The sequence below is a fragment of the Brenneria roseae subsp. americana genome, from assembly GCF_003115815.1.
In the GTDB taxonomy this organism is placed as follows: Bacteria; Pseudomonadota; Gammaproteobacteria; order Enterobacterales; family Enterobacteriaceae; genus Brenneria; species Brenneria roseae.
In genome coordinates, this window is record NZ_QDKJ01000002.1 from 1 (window position 1) to 17,665 (window position 17,665).

General features: G+C 51.7%; 17 protein-coding genes. 6 read left to right on the forward strand and 11 right to left on the reverse strand.

The window, feature by feature from the left end; translation table 11 throughout:
- Positions 1–90: 90 nt before the first annotated feature.
- Positions 91–1,170, reverse strand: a complete 1,080-nt coding sequence (locus B4923_RS01930; RefSeq protein WP_109052686.1) for a tartrate dehydrogenase — start codon at positions 1,168–1,170, stop codon at positions 91–93.
- Between the two features lie 109 nt (positions 1,171–1,279).
- Between B4923_RS01930 and B4923_RS01935 the strand changes: the two genes are divergently transcribed.
- From B4923_RS01935 to B4923_RS01945, 3 genes are all read left to right on the forward strand, one after another.
- Positions 1,280–2,164, forward strand: coding sequence for a LysR family transcriptional regulator (locus B4923_RS01935; RefSeq protein ID WP_109052687.1), 885 nt, complete (start codon positions 1,280–1,282; stop codon positions 2,162–2,164).
- Between the two features lie 312 nt (positions 2,165–2,476).
- Positions 2,477–3,037: an AAA family ATPase gene (locus B4923_RS01940; protein ID WP_245929484.1), complete on the forward strand. Its 561-nt coding sequence runs from the start codon at positions 2,477–2,479 to the stop codon at positions 3,035–3,037.
- A 103-nt stretch (positions 3,038–3,140) separates the two neighbouring features.
- Entirely contained in the window at positions 3,141–3,632 is a 492-nt protein-coding gene (locus tag B4923_RS01945; RefSeq protein ID WP_109052688.1) for a DUF2569 domain-containing protein, read from the forward strand.
- Positions 3,633–3,762: 130 nt separating this feature from the next.
- Here the strand turns inward: B4923_RS01945 and B4923_RS01950 are convergent, their stop codons facing one another.
- The 6 genes from B4923_RS01950 to B4923_RS01975 are packed head-to-tail and all read right to left on the reverse strand — an operon-like array spanning position 3,763 to position 8,792.
- Positions 3,763–4,791, reverse strand: a complete 1,029-nt coding sequence (locus B4923_RS01950) for a Gfo/Idh/MocA family oxidoreductase (protein WP_109052689.1) — start codon at positions 4,789–4,791, stop codon at positions 3,763–3,765.
- 46 nt (positions 4,792–4,837) lie between these two features.
- Positions 4,838–5,707 (reverse strand): sulfurtransferase, encoded by an 870-nt coding sequence (locus tag B4923_RS01955; RefSeq protein WP_109052690.1) that lies wholly within the window; start codon positions 5,705–5,707, stop codon positions 4,838–4,840.
- A gap of 19 nt (positions 5,708–5,726) precedes the next feature.
- Positions 5,727–6,476, reverse strand: a complete 750-nt coding sequence (locus B4923_RS01960) for an amino acid ABC transporter ATP-binding protein (RefSeq protein WP_109052691.1) — start codon at positions 6,474–6,476, stop codon at positions 5,727–5,729.
- Positions 6,476–7,189, reverse strand: coding sequence for an amino acid ABC transporter permease (locus tag B4923_RS01965; protein WP_109052692.1), 714 nt, complete (start codon positions 7,187–7,189; stop codon positions 6,476–6,478). The genes B4923_RS01960 and B4923_RS01965 overlap by 1 nt, the downstream gene beginning before the upstream one ends.
- The gene (locus tag B4923_RS01970) at positions 7,186–7,935 is read right to left on the reverse strand and encodes an amino acid ABC transporter permease (RefSeq protein ID WP_109052693.1); all 750 of its coding nucleotides are present in this window, start codon (positions 7,933–7,935) and stop codon (positions 7,186–7,188) included. Before B4923_RS01970 ends, B4923_RS01965 begins: the two co-directional genes overlap by 4 nt.
- 5 nt (positions 7,936–7,940) lie before the next feature.
- On the reverse strand, positions 7,941–8,792 hold the full coding sequence (locus B4923_RS01975; protein WP_245929474.1) for a transporter substrate-binding domain-containing protein: 852 nt from the start codon (positions 8,790–8,792) through the stop codon (positions 7,941–7,943).
- Positions 8,793–8,970: 178 nt separating this feature from the next.
- Between B4923_RS01975 and B4923_RS01980 the strand changes: the two genes are divergently transcribed.
- The 3 genes from B4923_RS01980 (at position 8,971) to B4923_RS01990 (ending at position 12,507) form a co-directional block, all read left to right on the forward strand.
- Positions 8,971–9,756, forward strand: coding sequence for an IclR family transcriptional regulator (locus B4923_RS01980; protein WP_109052694.1), 786 nt, complete (start codon positions 8,971–8,973; stop codon positions 9,754–9,756).
- Positions 9,757–9,944: 188 nt separating this feature from the next.
- Positions 9,945–11,114, forward strand: coding sequence for a cystathionine beta-lyase (metC, locus tag B4923_RS01985; RefSeq protein WP_109052695.1), 1,170 nt, complete (start codon positions 9,945–9,947; stop codon positions 11,112–11,114).
- Between the two features lie 58 nt (positions 11,115–11,172).
- Complete coding sequence (locus B4923_RS01990; RefSeq protein WP_109052696.1) at positions 11,173–12,507, forward strand: CapA family protein; 1,335 nt, start codon at positions 11,173–11,175, stop codon at positions 12,505–12,507.
- Here the strand turns inward: B4923_RS01990 and B4923_RS01995 are convergent.
- From B4923_RS01995 to B4923_RS02010, 4 genes are all read right to left on the reverse strand, one after another.
- On the reverse strand, positions 12,498–13,043 hold the full coding sequence (locus B4923_RS01995; RefSeq protein WP_109052697.1) for a fimbrial protein: 546 nt from the start codon (positions 13,041–13,043) through the stop codon (positions 12,498–12,500). The two genes, B4923_RS01990 and B4923_RS01995, sit on opposite strands and share 10 nt — an antisense overlap.
- 121 nt (positions 13,044–13,164) lie before the next feature.
- Positions 13,165–14,202, reverse strand: coding sequence for a hypothetical protein (locus B4923_RS02000; RefSeq protein ID WP_109052698.1), 1,038 nt, complete (start codon positions 14,200–14,202; stop codon positions 13,165–13,167).
- Positions 14,203–14,236: 34 nt separating this feature from the next.
- Entirely contained in the window at positions 14,237–14,986 is a 750-nt protein-coding gene (locus B4923_RS02005; RefSeq protein WP_109052699.1) for a fimbrial biogenesis chaperone, read from the reverse strand.
- 26 nt (positions 14,987–15,012) lie between these two features.
- The gene (locus B4923_RS02010) at positions 15,013–17,523 is read right to left on the reverse strand and encodes a fimbria/pilus outer membrane usher protein (protein ID WP_109052700.1); all 2,511 of its coding nucleotides are present in this window, start codon (positions 17,521–17,523) and stop codon (positions 15,013–15,015) included.
- Positions 17,524–17,665: the final 142 nt, after the last annotated feature.

Genomic DNA, 17,665 nt, shown 5'->3' on the forward strand with positions numbered 1-17,665 from the left:
TGCCACCTGCTATGCAGGTGGTTTTTTACGCATTGAATTTGTGCGATTAATCAGCGCCAGACCATAAAATGATCGGCAGGGCACTGCCTGTCACAGCGCAGCCGCAATGGCTTTCCCTGCTGTTTCCGTATTGCCTTTACCGCCCAAATCCCGGGTAAGGGGCGCCTGTTCCGGTCCCTGCGACAGTACCGTTTCAATCGCCTGCAACACCGCCGCTCCCGCTGCGGGATATCCCAGATGTTCCAACATCATGCCGCCACACCAGATCTGCCCGATGGGGTTCGCCAGCCCTTTACCGGCAATATCGGGAGCGGAACCATGAACCGGCTCAAACAGGCTGGGGAAATTTCGTTCCGGATTAATATTGGCTGAAGGGGCGATACCGATGGTTCCCGTGCAGGCAGGACCTAAATCAGACAGAATGTCCCCGAACAAATTGCTGGCGACCACGACGTCAAACCAATCGGGGTGCAGAACAAAATTGGCTGTCAGGATATCGATGTGAAATTTATCGACTTTGATTTCCGGATACTGTTTTGCCATCTCGGCTACCCGTCCGTCCCAGTAAGGCATAGTAATCGCAATACCGTTGGATTTTGTGGCGGAAGTCAGATGTTTTTTCGGGCGTTTCATTGCCAGTTCGTAGGCGAACTTAAGGATTCGATCGACCCCGACGCGCGTCATCACCGTTTCCTGAATGACAATTTCACGGTCGGTGCCAGCGAACATGGCGCCACCGACGCTGGAGTATTCCCCCTCGGTATTTTCCCGCACCACATAGAAGTCAATGTCGCCTGGGTTGCGTCCGGCCAGTGGCGCTTTGACGCCAGGCATTAATCGACAGGGACGCAGGTTGACGTACTGATCGAATTCCCGGCGAAATTGCAGTAGCGATCCCCATAAAGAGATATGGTCTGGCACGATATCCGGCCAGCCGACCGCGCCGAAGTAGATCGCATCGTAATGGCTCAGGGTCGCAAACCAGTCATCCGGCAGCATTTTTCCATGCTTCAGGTAATAGTCGGCACTGGCGAAATCAAACCAGTCCCATTGTATGGCGATACCGAATTTTTCTGCTGCGCGCTGTATGACGCGAACGCCTTCAGGCATCACTTCTTTGCCAATGCCATCACCGGGGATCACGGCGATTCTGTGTTGTTTTCCGGACATCGGGGGATTCCTTTTTTCACTGTAGGGGGAGAATTGAGTGTATTTCCTTGGCAAATGGTGAACAATTGGCCTAAATGGCAAGGCATTGTTGAATTTAAGAGAAGAATCTATGTCGACGGTTAACGATTTATTCTTTTTCAGCCGGATTGCGGCGTCAGGTAGCCTGACCGCTGTCGCTCGTGAGCTGGGGCTCTCCCTGCCTGCGGTCAGCAAGCGGCTGACGCAATTGGAAAAACGGCTTGGCGTACAGTTGATACAGCGAACTACCCGACGTTTGGATCTCACGGCGGAAGGGATGCTTTACGCTGAAGGCGCGTTGCCGATACTGAAAGAGATTGCTGAACTGGAAAGCGCGGTGGCTAAAAATCAGCGCTCGCTCTGCGGCAAGCTCAGCGTGAATGCCTCTTTCGGGTTTGGTCGTCGGTATGTGGCGCCGCTGATTTCGTCTTTTTCACGGTTACATCCCGGCCTTGAGGTTCAGCTTCAGCTTTCCAGTCAGCCAATCAACCTGTTGGATGCCGCCATTGATATTGATATCCGCGTTGGCGAGCCGCCCGATTCGCGTCTGATTGCGCGCAAGCTGCTGGATAATCCCCGTATTTTGTGTGCGTCGCCAGCTTATATTGACCGTGTCGGTACACCGCAGACCGTCGCCGATTTGTCCGCCCATAACTGCATTGTGCTGAGGCAATATGAAAGTGACTATGCGTTATGGCGTTTTTATCGGTCGGGCAAAGAGTTTACCCATAAAGTTTATGGCAGCCTGTCGAGTAACGACGGTGAGGTAATCATGCATTACGCACTGGATGGACACGGGGTTATTCTACGCTCGTTCTGGGATGTGAGGGAGTACCTTGAACGGGGGGAACTGATTGCGCTGCTGACTGATTTTGAGATACCGGCGGCAGATATTCACGCGGTTTACCAGCAACGACGGCACGTGCCAGCCAGAATCACGGCGTTCATCGATTATTTAACTGAGCATTTGGTATGAAAAGATGAGCTTAGGACATTCACCCTGCGCCGCATCGTGTCTCCGCGACGATCCGCCATCAAGACGCTTTTGTGAAGGCTTATGATAGGATAATTTTCCCGATGACCCGTCAGGAAGCCAATGGATGATCTCAACGCAATACATCAGTCGAGTCGCACTTGCTCACGACAAGGTCGCGTCATTCGACGTTTATCCGTTTTCCATACCGGCGATCCGGTCGCTTGATACGCTGGAGTTGCACCGAAAATTACCTTTTTCATCGGCGAGAACGGTTCCGGAAAATCCACGCTGCTGGAATCGATTGCGGTGTCGATGGGGTTTAATCCTGAAGGCGGCACAAAAAACTTCAATTTTGGCACGCGCGCTTCGCATTCTAATCTGTCGCATTTTTTGCGAGTGGCGAAAGGGATAAAACCAGCCAGAAACGGCTTTTTTATGCGGGCGGAAAGTTTTTTCAATGTTGCGACAGAGATCGAACGCCTCGACAGCGAGCCCGGATCCGGCCCGCCGATTATTAACTCCTACGGCCACCGCTCGCTGCATGAACAGTCGCACGGCGAATCTTTCATGGCGCTGTTGTTAAACCGTTTTGGCGGACAGGGCATTTATTTGCTTGATGAACCGGAGGCGGCGCTTTCTCCCAGTAAACAACTGGCTGCTATCGCCCGTATCCACGATTTGGTTCGTGATGATTCACAATTCATTATCGCCACACACTCCCCAATCCTGATGGCCTACCCGGATGCCACGATCTTCCAGTTCAGCGAAGAGGGGATTCAGCAGGTGGCCTATGAGGAGACGGAGCATTATCAGATCACCCGTTTGTTCCTGAATAACCCTGAGCGAATGCTCCGGGAACTGATGGCGAAATAAAGGATGAATATAAACCGATGGATACGCCGCATTCCATCACATTGACACAACGCCTGTTTTCTTCTTTATTGTTTTGATTTTATTGCTTTGATAGGGATAAAAAATGAAATGTTTGAACTGCGATAACGATGCGCTAAAAGAATCCGGCCTGTGCCCGGAATGCGAGAAAATGGAGATGCGGAAGATAAACGGTATTTTATATCTTCCCGCATTGGGACTGATTCTGTCTTTGATCCTGGCGCCGTTTTCTCTATTTGCTATTGTCAGAGCGATGGTTATTCATTTTCAACAAACCGGGTTTATTGGCTATTTCGGTTTATTTGTCGTGTTTTGCCAGTTTGTTTCCCTTTTGATGGCGGTATTCGCCGCGCTGACTTTTTTTAGCAGGAAAAAGGGTACGCGTAATATCATGATTGCCTACTATAGCATTAATTTTGTCGTTATCTGTTGTATGACGCTACTTCCGGCACACCTGTTTAATATGGCGCTGGACAGAAATGATATTGCTGCGCTTATATCCGCGATCATCGGCGTGGTGGGTTGGATACCGTACTTTATTTTTTCGAAAAGAGTACCGGTTGTTTTCAGTAAATAAAGGATTTAACGCTTGCTCATTTATTAAATGAAATATCAGCCGATCATTGCCCGCCGGAGACGATCCGGCGGGTATGAAGTCAACGGCTTCGGGAAGGCTTTATATAAGAATATGTGCAATTACTGTGTTGTTAACGTATTTCTGACTCAATTTCAGCCAGTGAGACAATCCGGCGTTCCGATGCCGCCCGGGTTGCCGCTTCCGCCATCATTTGCGCGCGTAATCCGTCATAAACGCCGGGAACCGGTGCGGCATCAGGCTGACCATAATCACGTACAAACAGAGTAAACGCCTGAATGGCTGCCGCATAGCTTGGCGCCATACGAATCATCGGATCTTTGGGCAGCCCTTCGCTCAGGATTTTGTCGTCAAAGATTCGCATGACGCTGCCTTCGGTAATGCGCGACGATTCTGCCAATCCACCCGTACCGAATATTTCAATGCGATCGTCAAAACCATAAACGGCACGACGCGCGTTATCGATCTGACAAAGCGCGCCGCTGGCGGTGCGCAACGTCACCATTGCCGTATCCACGTCGTGGGCTTCAAGAAAAAGCGGGTCGGCAATAACGGAACCGAAAGCGGAGATATCCGTGGCCTCCTCGCCGGTTAGCCAACGGACCAGATCGAAAAAGTGGATCATTTTGTCATAAAAGAGGCCGCCGGAAACCCGCAGATATTCCAGCGACGGGATGGCATTGGGGCCGCGCGACGTGATTTGTACGGTCTGCAACCGGCCTAAACGTCCCTGCGCAATATCTGCCTGAATGGCGGCATGGTTACGATCGAAACGGCGGTTAAAGCCCACCATAACCTGCCTCTGCCGCTCTCCCAGTTCAAGTAACGTACGATGGGCTTCTGTCAGCGTCGATGCCAGCGGTTTTTCGCAATAGACCTTTTTTCCTGCCCGTACAGCGGCGAGCATCAATGGGCAATGGGTTTCCGTTGAGGAGGCGATGATGACGGCGTCAATATAATCGGCCGCAATCAGCGTTTCTGCGTCAGGCAGGACTTGCGCGTTATGTTCGGCGGCGATCTCTTCAGCACGTGCAGGCAGCGGATCGGTCACGGCAACGAGGCGGGCGAACGGGTGGTTTTTCAGATGCCGAGCATGTACCGACGCGATACGACCTGCACCAATAAGTCCGATAGAAATCAAAACGGTTCTCCAATTATTATCCGGCGATCATGCGGATTTTGGGGGTTCATCCAACGGCCATGGGCAGGTCGGCGCTGTCCGCCCATTCGGAAAGTGAGGCGTCATAAAGCGCTACGTCAGGATGGCCCAGTAGCGTCAGGGCAAAAACAATTGCGCTGGCCGCCACGCCGTGACCGCAATAGACAATGACCTTCTTTTTGTCCAGATTGAGCGGGGCGAATTTTTCACGTAGCTGATCCAGAGGGAGATAAGTGCCGCCGCCTGCGTCGAAAAGGCTGGCGGCGGGAAGATTCTGGCTGCCGGTAATACGTCCGGCGCGGCCATAGTTGTTGCCCTCTGTGCCAGCGAATTGTGCAGGCTGCCGCGCACTGAGAATGCAAATGTGTTCGTTGCCAATCGCGGCCAGAACGTCGTCACGCTGTGCGACCAGCTTCTGCCGCAGTGTGGCGTTGAACTGACCCACTGCGAACTGACGGCTTGCTCCGCTATCCAGAGGCCGGCCTTCGGCACGCCATTTTTGCAAGCCGCCATCCAGTACGGCGGCATCATCAAAGCCAAAAACGCGTAGCAACCACCAGACGCGGGTCGCCCACCAGGGATCGGCGCCGGAGTACAGTACGACGCGCGCGCCGGGACGCACGCCCAAACGCACCATCGCGGCAGCGAAAGCATCAGGCGTGGGTAGCATGTATTTATAGCGGTGGGTGTTGTCGGACAGATCGACCTGTACATCGATGAACTGCGCGCCGGAAATGTGTCCGTGTTGAAAGTCGGCGTATGCCGGTTCGGCACGATACCGCGTCTGCGCATCTGGAACCAGCCGGGTCGTACAGTCGAAAATCAATACGTTGGGATCGGTCAGACGCGCGGACAGCCATTCGGTGCTTACCAGCCATGGGGAGGGGGAAATCGTCATCTTTTTTTGTCCGCCACCATTATAATACTTTTTCCAGAAAGGTCTGCGTCCGCGGATCCTGCGGATTATCAAAGAACGCCTGAGGCGTATTGCTTTCGACAATTTTTCCCTTGTCCGTGAAATAAATCCGATCCGCGACTTCGCGGGCAAAGCGCATTTCATGAGTCACCAGAATGCAGGTCATGCCGTCACGGGCGACATCCTGAATGGTGGTTAACACCTCTTTGACCATTTCAGGGTCAAGCGCGGCGGTGACTTCATCAAACATCATGACTTCCGGGTTCATACATAGCGCGCGGGCAATCGCGACACGCTGTTGCTGTCCGCCGGAAAGTTCGCCCGGATAGGCGCTGGCTTTGTTGCTCAGATGGACTTTGGCCAGCAGTTCACGAGCGCGGGCTTCCACTTCCCGCACCGGCTGTTTCAATACCTGCGTTGGCGCCATCATGATATTTTCCAGCACGGTACGATGGGGGAACAGGTTGTAGCTTTGGAAAACCATGCCGACTTTGCGTCTGAGCGCCAGTGCATCCAGCTTCGGATCGTTGACTTCAATCCCGCCGACGTTAATCGATCCCGCGTTGACGGGCGCCAGCGCATTAATGCAGCGCAACAACGTCGATTTTCCCGAGCCCGACGGACCGATGATGCAAATAATTTCCGAACGGGCGACGGACAGCGAAATGCCGTTTAGCACCTCTACCTTGCCAAAGGATTTATGGACATCGGTCAGGATTACCTGAGCAGGCGAAGTATGCGTATCAGTCATCAGTGGATTCCAAATTGCCACGCCCGTTCCAGGCGGCGTGAAAATAGCGAGATAGGAAAAACAAAGGCAAAGAAAAGCACTAACGTAATGCCGTAGGCGGGCAGGATCAGCCCCGGACGGGTTTCCGTCGTCAGAATGGTTTGCGTCACCGTCATGACTTCCTGCACGCCGACCACATTGGCTAAGGATGTCGCCATTACAACCGAACAGTAAAGGTTCATGGTTGGGGGCACCATCTGGCGTATTGCCTGCGGCAAAATAATCTTGAGCGTGGTTCGCACGGTGCCGAATGCGAGGGCGGCGGCGGCCTCCCACTGAGTCGTCGGGATGGATTTCAGACCGCCCCGCACGATCTCCGAAGTATAGCCGCTAACCGGGATCGCCAGCGCCACTACGGCTTTCATCCAGTCGGGAAAGCTGAACCAGTTGCCGGCGATCTTGATCTCGAACGGCAGCAGGAACATCACGTAAAACATGATCACCAGCCAAGGGCTGTTACGGAAAAACAGGGTCAGAAAGCGGGCCGGCAGGCGGATCACGGTCAGGTTCGCCATTTGCGCCGCGCCCAGCAGCGTACCTGCCAGCATGCCGATAATCATGCTCAGAATGGAAATCAGCAGATTCAGACCGAACCCCTTCAGGATCAGCGGTAGCCAAGGCAGCAATATGGCCAGTGCGCTTCCCGGTGGGAAAATTGACTCTACGATATTCATCGTCCAAGCCCCGGCACTTTTAACCAATGCTCAAGCAGTTTCACCAGCAGGGTGAAAACGCCCATTAATCCCAGATAGCTCAGTAGCACCACATTCATCATTTCGACCACGTTAAAATGTTCTGTCCAGATTTCATGTGCGACATACAAAGCTTCAGGCACGGCGATCGCATAGGCGAGCGCAGTGCTTTTGACTATCTGCGCCATATTGTTGCCCAGTGCGGGCAGACTGGTGCGAAACGCCAGGGGCAAAACAATATGAATCATGGCCTTGGTGCGATCGTAGCCGAGCGATTCTGCCGCTTCGAGGGTGCTGCGCGGTACGGCTTCAATGCCGGCGCGCAGGATTTCGGTGACGAAAGCGCCATATTGCAAGGACAGCGCGATCACGACGAACTGAAACGGTGAGACCAACGGCAATTCTCCGTTCGGTCCGTAGGTAGAGAGATGAAAATAGGAACCAATGCCAAAAAACAGAAAATAGAGCTGCGCCAGCCCCGGCGTATTACGAAAGAACTCGACATACGCCGTAACCAGCCAGCGCAAGGGGCGCAGGCTGGACTGCTTGAGAAAAATGCAGATGAACCCAATGAGCATCGATCCGATTAGCGACCAGACCGCCAGTTCGGCGGCAATGGTCAGCCCGGTAAAATATTTTCTGGCTTCCCAGGCGTTGTAAAATACCGAGAAGTTCCAGCTGGTTTGCTCATGAAGGGCCTTAAACCAGTCTGCAATCAATGCCATCATCAGCGTTATGACTTGTTGGCTTCAGCATTGGCCTTTATTGCAAACGGCGCAGGCGTTAACCCCCACTTTTTCGCCAGCTCGATGATGGTGCCTTTCTTGTTCCAGTCTTTGATCACATCAGAAATGAAGTGCGTAAACTGGGGCTCATTGAAGCGAACCGCCAGACCCCAGGGCCCTTCGGTGAAGGGAGCCAGATCCTGAATAATGTAATCTTTCCAGACGCCGTCTTTATCATTCAGGAAGCGAGCCTGTAAGTAGCTGTCATCGGAAACCAGCGCGGTACAGCGGCCATCACGCAGTGATTGATCGACTTCCTGCTGAGTCTGAAACGCGACGATATTGGCCCCAAACTTCTGCTCCAACGGGACGTTCCAGCTCGATCCCTGATTGCTACAGATGGCTTTTCCTTTTACGTCTTCCCAATTGGAGAAGGTCACGCCTTTTTTGGTCAGCAGCGCCGGGCCTGCTGCGTAGTAGTAAGGTTCAACAAATTGCACCAGCTTTTTACGCTCTTCGCTGACGGTCAGTGAGGTAAACAGAATGTCGCATTTACCCTGTTGCAGGAATTGCACCCGGTTAGCCGGTAGTACGGGGATCAAATCAACTTTAATGTCTTTACCCAGTTGGGTGGACAAACGTTGGGTAAAATCGTTGAGCAGATCAATGTGCAGACCTTTTGCGGTTCCTGACGATTCAAGGAAGGCCAGCGGTGGGTTATTTACGTTGGTACAGACCGAAATAACGCCGCGATCGGCGATTTTTTCCAGTACATCAGCGTGAGCCATGTTGGGAAGAAATGACGTAGCGAGCGCAACACTACCCAAGGTCATCAGAGAATTCAGTATTGTTTTTGACATATGATCAATTTACCTTATTTAAGATAAGAGCCTCTGATATATTTCCCTGGTGAGGCAGTCCGTGAATAATGAGGAATTTAGAGGGGATTGCCGTTTCGTGTCAATAAAATCAACATTCAATTAAGTTGTATATATATCAACTTTATGCATAAGCCCATCAAATCGAGAGGATAAAAACTTGAAAACCCGTAGCGCTCAGCCGGTATCAGATGCGGTTGAGGGGAAAGCTCGTACTGAAAGCGTGAAGGGGGAACTCAAGACGCTGACTAAAGGTTTGGCGGTTCTTGATCTACTGATGAAAAACCAGATGGTGCGCACCAGCGATGTGGCGGATGTCCTCGCCATTGATAAGAGCAGTGCGTCACGGATTCTGCAAACGCTGACTCAGGCTGGTTATGCGCAGGCCGGGGAACGGCGCAGTTTTGTGCTGGGACCGAAACTGGCTGACCGCCCTAATATGGTCCGCTCGCGTAAAAGCCTGAGAGTCTGCGCCAGACCCGTACTGGAGCGTTTATTTGATCGTACCGGCGAAGCGGTGCACCTGTCGATTCTGGCGGATGAAAATGTCTTGTATCTGGATACGATCGAGTCCCGATACTCTCTGAGGGTTGATAGCCGACCCGGTACGTTGGCCCCTCTTGCTTATACTGCAATTGGCCGTGTCTTTTTGGCGCTGGCTGGGGCGCCGTTGCCCGATGAACTGCATGCGCAAACTGAACGTACCATTACCGATCCCGTACTTTTTCAGGCTGAGTTGCAGAATATCGTACAACAAGGATATGCATTGCATGATGAAGAGTTTCATCTTGGCATTCGCGGGGCGGCGGCGCCACTGCGTGACAGAAATGGTTATGTGATTGGGGCGGTTGGCGTTTCCGGACCGACAGTGCGTATTCACAGTGAGGATCTGAACGCGCTGGGTATACTGGTGCGTGACGAAGCCGCCAGGTTTGTGATGGCGTGATACGCGGGGCGAGGCGTCCCGGTGGGAACCTCATCCCCGTGCTTCCTCTAAATTTTGACTGTGTTAATAGCTTGAATATTGCTGTATATGAAAAATTAAATATAGTTGTTGATTTAGGGATGAGTTGCGGCAGACTGATACGTGGATTTGGATCAGCGGCCAGCCCGTCAACGAGAACACGACCTATCATGAAAACTGAAACGAAGGTTATCCATGCCGGACGTCATCCGGAAGATTTTCTCGGCACGGTAAATACGCCGGTTTATCGCACCTCAACGGTAATTTGCGATTCAATGGCCGAGTGGGAGAGTAAACAGCGACAGCAAACCACGTTCGACGAGCCCGAATTGTTTTATGGCCGTCATGGCACCCCGACCAGCAAGACGTTGCAGGACGCGATTGCAATACTGGAAGGCGGCTATAAATCGTTTGTGTATCCTTCTGGTGTTTCCGCCTGCGCCACCGCTATTCTGGCCTTTGCCTCCGCGGACGATCATGTGTTGGTGCCTGATAATGTCTACGGTCCGGTTCGGCAAATAGCCGGTTCTATTCTGAAAAGATTTCGTATCAACGTTGAATTTTACGATCCCGCGTTAGGTGCGGATATTGAGAAATTATTTCGGCCTGAAACCCGTGTGGTTTATACGGAGTCGCCGGGATCGATGACCTTTGAAATGCAGGATATTCCCGCCATCGCGGCCGTGGCGCATCGCCATGACGCAGTGGTGATTATGGATAATACCTGGGCCAGCCCGCTCTATTTTCAACCCTTTACGAAAGGCGTGGATATTTCTGTTCAGGCGGCGACGAAATATATTGTCGGCCATTCCGATGTCATGATGGGGATGATTACCGCAACGCAAGCCACCTATCAGCGCCTGAAAGAAACCACGCATGAGCTGGGGTTGCTCGCCAGCCCTGATGATTGTTATCTGGCCCAGCGCGGCCTGCGCACGCTGCATGTTCGGCTGGAGCGACATTGGAAAACCGGCATTCGTCTGGCTGAATTTCTCGCCCGTCAGCCGGAAGTGGCACGCGTGAGGCATCCTGCATTACCTGGCGATCCAGGACATGCGCTGTGGAAGCGTGATTTCACTGGCGCTTCGGGTCTGTTCGCTTTTGAATTTCGACCGGAGCTGAGTGCGAAGCGCACCGCGTTTGTCGAAGCGCTCACCCTGTTCTGTATTGGCGGTTCATGGGGCGGCTATGAAAGCCTGATCCTGCCGTTGAATCCGGTCCGCTCGGTTCACTCTGACGTACATTCTGGAACGCTGGTGCGTATTCACGCCGGTCTTGAAAGCGTGGACGATCTGCTGGCCGATTTGGAGCAGGCTTTTGCCCTGATCCGACAGTCTTAGTTATGTCAACCTGCGTCATCACGTCTGCCGATGAGCCTTCTTAAGAGAGATGAATACTATGCGAATTATTGCCTGCGGCGATTTACTTTTTTCCAGTCGTAATCTGGCCAAACGGTTGGACAAAAGAATCGTTGACCAACTTTCTGCTGCGGATGCGGTTTTCGCCAATGCGGAGTTTTGCTGCCCGAAGCCGACGACGCCCCCTGCCGCCGGCCGCGGCTATATCACATCGGTAAAGCCTGCGACGCTGGATGAATTTGTCGATCTCAATATCAAACTGGTTTCGTTTGCCAATAATCATACGGGTGATTTTGGCTGGGAAGGGGTGATCGATACGATCGAAGCCGCGGAAGAAAGAGGGCTGATTCATTGCGGCGTGGGGCGTAATCTTGATGATGCCAGAGCGGCCCGGTTCTTCGACACCCCTAAGGGGCGCGTCGGCGTGGTTGCTGTCAGCAGTACCCGTTCTGAAGTCTTTGCCGCCAGCGTGGCGGGGGGCAGCGCGGTCGCGCGGCCGGGGCTGAATCCGCTGCGCTGGGGGCGTTCCTATGTATTGCCTGACCAGGAATTCGCACAGTTGCAGAATATTACCGAGTTGCTTGGGGTGGCCGCCAGCAACCGTGAAGGGGCGCGCATTGAAGTCATGGCGGATCAAGGCCCTGACAGCTTCAAATTTGGTTCACTCTTTGAAAGTTCGGTGCAAATAGAACGCGGCGAACGCGCGTATGTTCGTACCTATATGAATGAAGGAGACTGTGAAGCGATTTTGAAAAGCGTGCGCGATGCGGCTTATCGTTCCGATGTCGCTATCGTCAGCCTGCACACTCATGAGGGCGAAGGCGATGGCTGGTATGCGCCGTATCCGCCCGCGTTTATCGAAGAGTTTGCCCGACGGGCAATTGATGCGGGAGCATCAGCGGTTGTTGGTCACGGCGCACACTTCCTGCGCGGGGTGGAGATTTATAAAAAGCGTCCGATTTTCTACAACCTGGGCAGTTTGCTGATGGAGTTTGAAGCCGGCGAGTCGATTATCGCTCCGGAAATGTACGCGGCTTACGGCTATGATCTGGACTCGCGTCCTGCCGATTTGCACCGGGCGCGGGCAAAAGACCTCGAAGGCAACTTCGTCGGTTTTAATGCTGAACCCCGTTTCTCCAGGAACTGTATCGCCATTCTGGATTATGAATCAGGCGCGTTGCAGTTCAGGCTGTTGCCGATCGATCTTGGTATGAATCGCGAGCGTTCGCTTGACCGCGGGTTGCCAAGGGTGGTTTCAGCAGAGGTAGGTCATGAAATTGCAGCCGACCTGACACGGATGAGTGAGCGATACGGCACGGTATTACGCTACGATGAGGCGCTGGGTACGATGTCGATTGAAGGCCATCATAGATAACTTAATTTAAAATTCGCCGTTGCGACGTAATCGCCAGCCTGAATCAGGTCGTCCCGTATTTTTTCAATACGGGCTGAAAATGGAATAGCATTATCCCCGCTTTGCAGAGCGATCACGCCGGTGCTGTCGTTTATAGCCATCAATTTATTATCATGATAAATACCGATGGCAATGCCCCTGGCGTTGGAGAGGCTGTCCAGCGCCAATCGTTTGGGTAACAGTGATTCCTCCCTGCCTAAAAAACTGACGGTGACGCTTTGGTATGTATCGAGGTTGCAATCGGTTAGATTAATCGTAAAGTCGTGCCAGCTACCGTAACTGTTGGCTTTTATGTCCTGGGTCGAGACTTCGTTCATATTGACCACAATGTCCCTGGCCTCGGTACTGACATTACAGGGCGCATCAACGACCAAAACATGGAAGGTGACATCATGATCGATGAGCGGTGTTTTGGTCTGGCTGGCGGTTGCTGCTGAAATAAAAGCCATCATGCCGGCGGTGATGGACAAAAGGGTGTTGCAAACAATTCTTCTCATTACGGTATTGTCTCTCTATCGTTTGTTGATAGACGCGGTTCGTCCTGTTTCACTTTGCCGGCATGTGGGCTAAGGGGGAGACCGTTTTTCTATCATTCGGAATCCCAGGCGGCGTAGCTAATTAATAATAATTAAATCGCAGAATGATGTTTTTTTCGGTATCACCCACTATAGCTGGACCAGATGCATATAACTGGGCGACATAGCGTCGTTCGACGATGCCGCTTGAGGTTGTTAAACCATCAACAAAATCAATAAATTGATTAAATTTCACATTATTTCCGTTGCGCGTATCTGCTATTTTCAGCATTGAACCATTACTCATGTCCATTCCATCCGTCCCGACGAGCGTGTTCCCTCGTGAAGCGGCATCGAAATTGACGGATAGGTCAAAGCCTTTGCCACAGTCTTCGCCGCCATCGGTGGAGACATCGATACGGAATTCCTGTTGTGCCAGTACACCGGCCTCCGATCCTGCCCATGCTTTAATCGTACCGAAGTCAATGTAGCCGTCGGGCGACACCACAATATTGGCCGCACACTGCATGATCTCAATGCCGTGCAGCCCCGACAGGCTCAACCCATAGTTACTGTTCGGCTTATTATTGATACCGCCCTCACCATCGATCTGGAAAACTTTCAGGGCGTTGACGCCGGCGGTGGTATCGGTGATTTCTCCCGTTTTTTCGAGGTAGAGTTGTACCGTGACGTTTAACATCGTCGGATTTTTAGGGGGGCGCGTGCCGCTGGGACCCGGATTGATCCATTGTCCGGTGGAGACCCGGGATGCCGTGGTGCCGCCATTCGTAATGATCCCTAAATCCTCTCCGTTATAGATGATGCCGATTCCAATGCCCTGGCTGATGACTTTTCCTTCAGGATTTGGATAGAAATACGATAGTTCTCCCTGTGGTCTCACGGTGTAATAAGCCCAGCAGGCGAGATTTCGGGTATAGCTTTTTGACGTCCAGAGGCGGCTACCGACGGGCAAGGTTGCCGGAATTTTTAGCGTTCCGACATCCTCGTAATCCGATACCGGCCCGGTGACGGTTCCCAGTCGGCATTCCAGCGCGCTGGCGCTGAAGGAAGTCAGCGCCAGCAGGAAGAGTATGGCGCATGGCGTGACATGATATTTTCTACTGATTAATAACCAAGACATAGCTAATTCCTGATGTTGAATCGATCGCCCTGTTTTATCCTTGATTAACAGGCTGACAATGGTTTTGCGTACAGGTGAACGGTAATTCCAGATGCCCGCCGTAGTCATTCACGTAGTACAGATAGAAAGTATTGACCGTATTGTCTGTCACGCTGATACCGCTCGTTGAGCGTGGCGCCAGCATAAAGGCCTTTCCATTTAATAAACTGGCCGGATTCGGATGCGTATTTTTTGACTGCTTTAAAATATTGCTTACGGTGATGTAATACGGCGTCGGGTTTTCTACGGTAAACGTTTTCCCCGTTTTTCTGATGATTAATTTTTTCTGCCATATATCGTTTTTATCTGGCGTAATGCCACGGGGGCGGAAAAAGACTTTAATTTCTGATTGAATGGCAATCTGTAATACGTTGGCCTTTTCCGGTTTGGGCGGAATTTCCCGCACATTCAAATAAAAGAGTGATTCACGATCTTTTGGCAATTGGGTAATCTGTGCTGTTTTTACCAAACGGATCAGGCTGTAGCCTCTGGGTTCAATACGTTGCAACGGTGGCAACACCATCAGCGGCGTTGTCATTTTATTGTGATGTTCATCCGTCAGCCAGGCCTGTGCCAGAAAGGGATTCTCTGCGTTTTGGTTCATTAATGTCACCGTGGCCGATTGTTCGTCATCATTAAAAATGACGCGGGTACGATCAAGATTAATTGCGCTATACGCTGCGGGAAGAAAAAAAACACTGCTGATAAATAACCCTATCGTTCGCATATAAAAGGACGATTTCATAAATAACTCTCCGAAATTTTTGCTGTTTAATGAGTTTGTTTGCACGGTAAAAGAAGCGACTCAAGATGATTCAGGTTTGCCGGTAAAGTAATATGGCACTGTGTTTTCCCGTCCCATATCACGCTCAGGGTTTCATTGGGCGATACGCCTGCTATATAGGCTTGCCCGTTATCGGTAATCATGGCGATATCACGACCTTTCCTGTTTTTCACCAGTGCGGCAAAAGGCGGGAATTTGCCATTATTCAATATCACGTGCCCCAATATTTTTTCCCCGCTGACAACATCAAATTTGCGGTAGCCAATGGCTCCTTCCGTCAGCGTGCCCTGAACGACGGTGGTCGTCGCTTCAATATTTTCAGGTAGTTTCTGTACATCAATACGGGTCGAAACGTCATAGTAACTGCTGGTATTAGCAATAACGGCCAGACCGTTCCGGTTGGTTTTCACCTGGCTGCCGGAAAACGGTACGTCGGCCTGTCCATCCGTATCGACCATGATGCGCGTTCCGCCATTGTTCCCTTTGGGGTGTGCGGCTACGCCGTGTCTGGTCGCGGTAACGCCACCGCGAAGCGCACCGCTCAGATAGGTGTAACTATCTTGTTGCCAGGCAATTCCCACATTGGCATCGGCCATCGGCGCGAGGTGTGTGTAGTTACCGCTCAGATACATATTTTCCTGGCTGTCGTAACGCGTACTCAGGTTCCAGGCACTCTCCGGGTTAACATTGTTGGTATAGGTGAGCGTCTGATTACTTCCGCGGTTATAGTGTCCGGTGCTGTAACTCAGGCGTTCTTTTTCCCCGAGTGGAATGGAAAAGCTCAGATACAGGCTATCGTCCTGGCGTTTATTGAATTCGGTCCGGTAAGCGGAAAAATTGATCGCAATGCCTTTGAAGGCGCCGATATCGACGTATTTGTTCAGTGAAATACCGTAACGATCCTGCTGTGTGGCATTCCAGTATGTTTGATGCGTATACGACAAATACGTGGATAACCCGCTTAGCAGCGTTTGCTTCTCCCGTGTCGCAAAGTTTTTGGAGAGCGTCAGGGTGTAGCGTTCTTTCTCATTGTGATACCTGTCGTCATGATTCAGGGTGTAAAGGTATTGCGACATACTCATGTACGTCTTTTCCGAAAAACGGTAACCGGCGAAACTGATCTGACTGTCAATGGAGTCAAAATATTTTGACCAGTTCAGGGAAAAAGAGTGGCCAGTCAGGGATGAGGATGTTGTCGGGATCGTCGCATGTGATTGCGTAATGTCGGCGGACAGCGCGCCAAGCAGATACAGGTTTCTCCCAATCCCTGCTGACCAGGACTGATAATTGTCGGACAGGATGGCGCCGCCGTACACCGACCAGGCGTTGGATAATCCCCACGATGCTTCCGCCGCAGAAAATGCCGGACCCTGTATATGATGATCCGTATCCGACGGCCTGCCTGCGGAAAGCTTATATTGCACGTGTCCCGGGCGCGTTAGATAAGGCAGGCTGGCCGCCTCGGTTTGGAACGTCGTGACCGTGCCATCCTCTTCCGTCACCCTGACATCCATTGTCCCACTGATGCCATTTTTCAGATCCTGAATGGCGAACGGGCCGGCGGGAACGGTCGTCTCATAGACCATCCGGCCGTTTTGCATGACGGTGACCGTTGCGTTGGATTTGGCGACACCTCGAATTTCAGGCGCGTAGCCCCGTTGCGAGGGCGGCAACATATTTTCGTTGTTTTCTACTGAAATACCAGTGAAGCGATAGCTGTCGAACAGATCGCTATTGAAGTACATTTCGCCAAGTTTTAAATCTGCTGATAGCGTCGGCAGAGGGCGATAGGCATAAAACTGATCCCACGAAAACCGATCGCGGGTTGAGTGGCTGGACTTATAAAGGAAATAGCGATAGTCCGCGCGGTAACGCCACGCGCCCAGATTAAAGCCAGCGGTGCCGTAGCTGCTTAAATAGCGTGAAGCGTTCCCATTATGGGTATCGTGGCGTATGTTACCGACCAGGTTGTAGTCCAGCAGCGCGCCGCCAATGCCGTGATCCCATTGTTCCGGTGGAACCCAGTTGCTGTCTTTATACATCAGCCATGCCTGGGGGATAGTAATGTTGAGGCTTCCCATACCAATCTGGTTGGAGATTTTTACACCGGGGATGGGCGTCAGATCGACACACATTCCGTCGTTCCATAACACGATTTCTTTCCGTGCTTCTTTTTTCAGCGTCAGCTTGTCTACGATATCCGGCGGGAGGCAGGCCGTTGGCTTATTGATGTGATTGCCGTTTGGCAGATAGCTCACCATCTGCTGGCGTATTTCCCGGGAGTTGACTTTAATTGATAGCAGGTATTCCCCAGGTGTAACGTATTCAGGATCGGAAAAATGGCTAAGGTCAATTTCGTTACGTTCATCGACATCCAGTACGTTAATATTAAACTCTGTTGCACCGGGGGAGGTTGTACCCAACGATAAAATAAAAATACCATAGTGAAATAACGCGCGTTTAATTTTTTCTTTGAACATAATAATTGTCATATTCATGGTCTGCGCGTGCTTTTAAAATAAAAACCTGCGAAAATTGTGTATTCAAAAAAATAGTAAAGCACCCGTCGGGCAGCGCTCTCACGGTGGCACGGTTAACTCTCGGGCATCCATTCCATATCAAATGAATTAACTCGCAAGA